Here is a 4,507-nt window from a genome sequence, read left to right as displayed (position 1 = left end):
GGAACACCTAAATTAATTTTTATTAACAGCACAATAATTAATAATTGTGTCATATGCAAGGTAAACGGTGTCATATCGCAAGGTAAACAGTGTCATATTGCAAGGTAAACAGTGTCATATTGCAAGGTAAACGGTGTCATATCTATTAATAATTAATTAAAAAACATATTCTTACAGTTACTTAAAAGCAATTAAAATTATATTTAAAAACTTTAAAACGAATTTTGATTTTAATAGAACAAAAAAAGATCTTTTATACATGTACACAAGAGTGTTTACAAACATGCCTCTATATGCTCGTGAGAGCTCACAGAAGTTAATATAATACTATTAATGGTACGTTCCTATATTTTAATGTTTAGTGGTCTAAAATGAGCTTAAAATCGCATCTACGTATAGCTCCTTTTAAAAAGAGCTGATATAATCCAATAAGTGATTGTATTTGACGCATTTATGCTCAGTAAGATCACAAACGACTTACGATCTAAAAAATCGGGAATACCTTTTTTGAAAACAAAAAAAGGGAAAACTGTTACTAGCAGCCTTCCCTTAGTTTGTAAGTCTAGACTTTTAGCCCTTAGGAGTGATGCAATAGCACTATAAAAGGATAAAAATCATATACTTAAGTCATGTTTTGTATATCGATTTTAACAGAATTCATTGATCGGTTCAAGTTAACGCTATAGAACTTCTCATACAATTCATCTGAATATAGTGTTGTTGCTAACTCCAAAATATGGAGAAGCATCATGCTTACACCAAAAACACCACGTGTGGATACACACAAAGCCTCAATTCTTTATCGTTTGTTGTTAGGTCATCAAATTAAAAATAAAGAAATGTGGAATCATATTGATACTGGATATGCTGCATGCAGGATCAGCGAATTACGTGCTGATTTCTGGCCTATTGATGATAGAAGTCTTCGAGAAGTAACAAAGGAAAAGAAGACTGTTGTTGTAAAACAATACTTCATCAAGAGTATCCATATCAGTGAATTATTAAAGGATCAGATTATCCAAGACTTTATTCGAAAATATGAACAATATTGGATGAAAAAAGCTGGGTAATTCAAAAGAGATAAGGGACTTCGGTCCCTTTCTTTTTATTAACCAAATAATTTATTAAATAATCCTTTCTTTCTAGTCTCGGCATGTTCAATGCGTTTTTGATCTAATTGTTCCTTGAGCCATGATTCATTTTGTTTAACGTAATCTAGTTGCTGTTTCAGTTCATTGATACGCATTTCACTGATAGCTATATGTTTCTTTAATTGTTCATTTTCAGATTTTAATTGTTCTAGCTGAACAATTTCATCAGGTTTTGAACTGTTAACAGTTGTTAATTCTTGTTGAGTGCTAACATGTGTACCATACAATCTGACAAGATCTGCAGTATCTAATTTACCATCAGCATCTTTTGAAATTTTCCCCTGTTTTATGTGTTTATACAATGTATTACGACTAATATGAAAATCTTGTGATGCCTTATTTATACTTATTCTTGCCATGAGTATATGTCCACATGTTAACTCCTGTATTGAGTAACATGTTAATTGTTTTATGACCACATACAAGACAGAAAAAACTAAAACATTGCCACTCAGTTTTATAAATATTTAACATGTAAAGGGTCATAGTTTTAGAGGATCAGCAAGACTTGTCCCTATAATTAAAAAAATAGTCGATATTTACACTCATGTTCAACCAGAAAACATCACTAATAAAATCAATGCCCTGTTTGTTTCAAAATATCCTAGGGCTTCATAGCTCTTTGTACGGTGCTTAAGCTGATGCCTAACTCTTTTGCAACTTTCCTGAAACTAGCACCTTCTTTCTTCATAGCTGTTCTAATCTCATCAACGTCAATTTTCTTTATTCTTCCTCTGTATTTCCCTTCTTCTTTCGCTTTTGCAATACCTTCTCGTTGACGTTCTAACAGTAATTCACGTTCAAATTGAGCAAATGCAGCTAACATTGTGAACATTAAATCATTCATAGGATTGCTGGTATCAGGTTTAAACTTTAAACCCTGTTTTTCAAAGATAATGGTCACACCTTTGTCTTTTAATTTATTAACTAACTCAATTAGATCTGCGGTATTACGGCCCAATCGATCTAAGCTATGTACATATAATTCATCACCATCTCTCACATATTCAAGCATTGCTTGTAATGCAGGTCTATTAACGTCTTTGCCGCTAATTTTGTCTTCGAAAACTTTATCAAAGGTCATACTGTCTAATTGTCTTGCTGTATTTTGATCTGCAGTACTTACTCTTTTATATGCAACTTTTGACATGGCTTTGTATTCTTTTAAGTCTTAGATGTATCAATACTAATGTATTCATTAATAAATATCAACCCTATTGAATACACTAAGGCACTTCTTTTGTATTCATGTTTTTGTAGTCAATAGGGTTTACTCTAATAAATACTTAGGATTTCTGTGATTTAATTGATATTAGAAGAGAGCTAGGTCCAAGGACCGTATTCTTCTAACATAATTGACTTCACTTACTGGTAGAAGTGGTCTGAAATGACGACAACCATCAAATGATCTAGGCATAAAAGGAAGCTTTTGATTTAACTTTGCTCGATAACAATGACGCTTAATTGAATCATAAAGGCCATCGATAGAATTTATCTCTCTATTTAACCAATGGAAATGTACTATTCTTCGATGATCATCATCTTCTAATTTTCTAGGAGATATAAAAGCTGTCTTTACCCCTTCAAGGTTTTCGACTTCTCTTCGTAATTCATCAAGTTTAGTAATTGGGAAATGATTGGCTATCACCATTAAATGGTAATGCTCTCCCATTGCATAATCTTCCTTAAATTCTCTAGTCCATCTATAAAAGTAATATTCACTAGGCAATATTGTCTTTAATTGATTGGGATTGAAATATATTGGGTAGTTAGCACCATCATCAAAGTCACTAATATTGAAGAATGGGCTTTTACTCGTTTCCTCAATATTTATTGTTATATCAAAGACAACATAATCACTATCATCATTGTTAATTGATAAACCTTGATAATATTCTAATGATCCTATGATCCAATCTAATTGATTCTTGTCGTATTCGTATCTATCGTTTATTTCATATCCTTTGTATTCACCTACAGCAGTAATAATCTTTTTCCTTGGCATTAATCCTCCTTTCCTTTTGTTTAATTAATAGTAATTGTCTTTATGTATCTCTCTTAACTACCTATAGATAATTAATCAATTAAAAAGCAGGCAATAGTTCTCCTATGCTTCTTAGCTGTGCCAAGAGGCTTGATTCTATTGAAGTTGAGAAATATTGAAGGAGCTTGCTTATTAAAAATTAAAAATAATTAGGTACATTAAGTTTTATACTTTAGACAACCTGATTATAAATAAAAATTAATGAAGTTTTGTTATCCTTGTGTAAATAAAATTGGTCTTTATTCGTTACCCATGTTAAAGAAATAGGTGTTATTTTTATTTAACATATTGATAATAATATATTTTATATAAAAACCAACCCAATAAAAACCAACTATATTTAGATATTGATGTTACATAAATTAACAATTCAATTGTTTGGAGAGGCAAAATCTGTTCTTTTAAATAAACTACTGAATATCCTTTCAGCAGTTTCAAACCTTACGCTTTCAGGTTCTCTAAGAATATTCCCAATCCAAATAGAGAAGCTCTGATAATCTTGAAATGTACTAAGATCCGAAAGTTCATGTAATTTAGATAAAACTGTACTGTATTTAGTAATTTGAGCTTCTGTTAATTTCTTAAAACCTTCACTCACTTGAGCTTTCTCAAGAATCTTTTTCTTTTCTTTCTGACTGAAATTAAATGAGAAACCAACAATAGATCGACCTTTCTTGTGTTGTTCGTATGCGACATTAATATCAGTATGTTCATTGATCTGGTTTATTGCTAATTCCAAAACGCTGGTTTTGAATCTCTCCATACGCTTATATTCAGTCTCAAGTATGCCAATCCTTTTACGGAAGTCAGCCAACTCAATCACTGGAGTTTTTCCTGTACTACGCCAAGCAATTAAGAGTTCATACAATCTCACAGCATAGGCACTAGTTAATTGACTTACTTGTTGTAATTCATACTTTGTAAATTGTTCTTCTAATCTCGTAATTAAAGGGACAATAGCTGGAGCAAATATAAGTTTAACTATGGCTTCATTATCTACATAACCAATCTCACTTACCCAACGAGAGCGATAATGTTCAACGTTTCCTCGATCATTAACCTTCTGATAACTAAATTGTCTTACGAATAGATCATGACAGGCATCTTTAAGAGCCTGATAAGCTGTATTTCTATGCACATTGAATTGATTGATATAACTTTCTGCATGAACAACTAAGGGATCATTTGCATTAATCCCCTTTCCACTTTCTCTGGCTTCAACAATTGCGAGTAAAATTAGTCTTTGTTCTACTAAATCTAAATTATAGCTTGCGTTGATCAATGCATTATCTTTTACAACCAATTCCCTCAT

5 protein-coding genes are annotated in these 4,507 nt (G+C 31.6%); 1 reads left to right on the top strand and 4 read right to left on the bottom strand.

Annotated features, from left to right (window positions below):
- The first annotated feature begins 749 nt into the window (after nt 1–749).
- Nucleotides 750–1,070 (top strand): hypothetical protein, encoded by a 321-nt coding sequence (locus AC0VYT_RS14975; RefSeq protein WP_005404882.1) that lies wholly within the window; start codon nt 750–752, stop codon nt 1,068–1,070.
- 38 nt (nt 1,071–1,108) lie between these two features.
- Here the strand turns inward: AC0VYT_RS14975 and AC0VYT_RS14970 are convergent, their stop codons facing one another.
- The 4 genes from AC0VYT_RS14970 to repM form a co-directional block, all read right to left on the bottom strand.
- Nucleotides 1,109–1,510 carry a plasmid replication DNA-binding protein gene (locus AC0VYT_RS14970; RefSeq protein WP_005020626.1) on the bottom strand — a complete coding sequence of 134 codons (402 nt, stop codon included), beginning with the start codon at nt 1,508–1,510 and terminating at the stop codon, nt 1,109–1,111.
- 245 nt (nt 1,511–1,755) lie between these two features.
- Nucleotides 1,756–2,301 carry a recombinase family protein gene (locus tag AC0VYT_RS14965; protein ID WP_005404813.1) on the bottom strand — a complete coding sequence of 182 codons (546 nt, stop codon included), beginning with the start codon at nt 2,299–2,301 and terminating at the stop codon, nt 1,756–1,758.
- Between the two features lie 162 nt (nt 2,302–2,463).
- A complete protein-coding gene (locus tag AC0VYT_RS14960) occupies nt 2,464–3,156 on the bottom strand; it encodes a hypothetical protein (RefSeq protein ID WP_005404814.1) in 693 nt (230 codons plus the stop codon).
- 409 nt (nt 3,157–3,565) lie between these two features.
- Nucleotides 3,566–4,507: a replication initiation protein RepM gene (gene repM, locus AC0VYT_RS14955; protein ID WP_005404815.1), complete on the bottom strand. Its 942-nt coding sequence runs from the start codon at nt 4,505–4,507 to the stop codon at nt 3,566–3,568.

It is taken from the genome of Acinetobacter sp. QJM3NY_42 (genome assembly GCF_056173745.1).
Note: the sequence above shows the minus strand (reverse complement) of the source record. Positions and strands in the feature narration are given on the sequence as shown.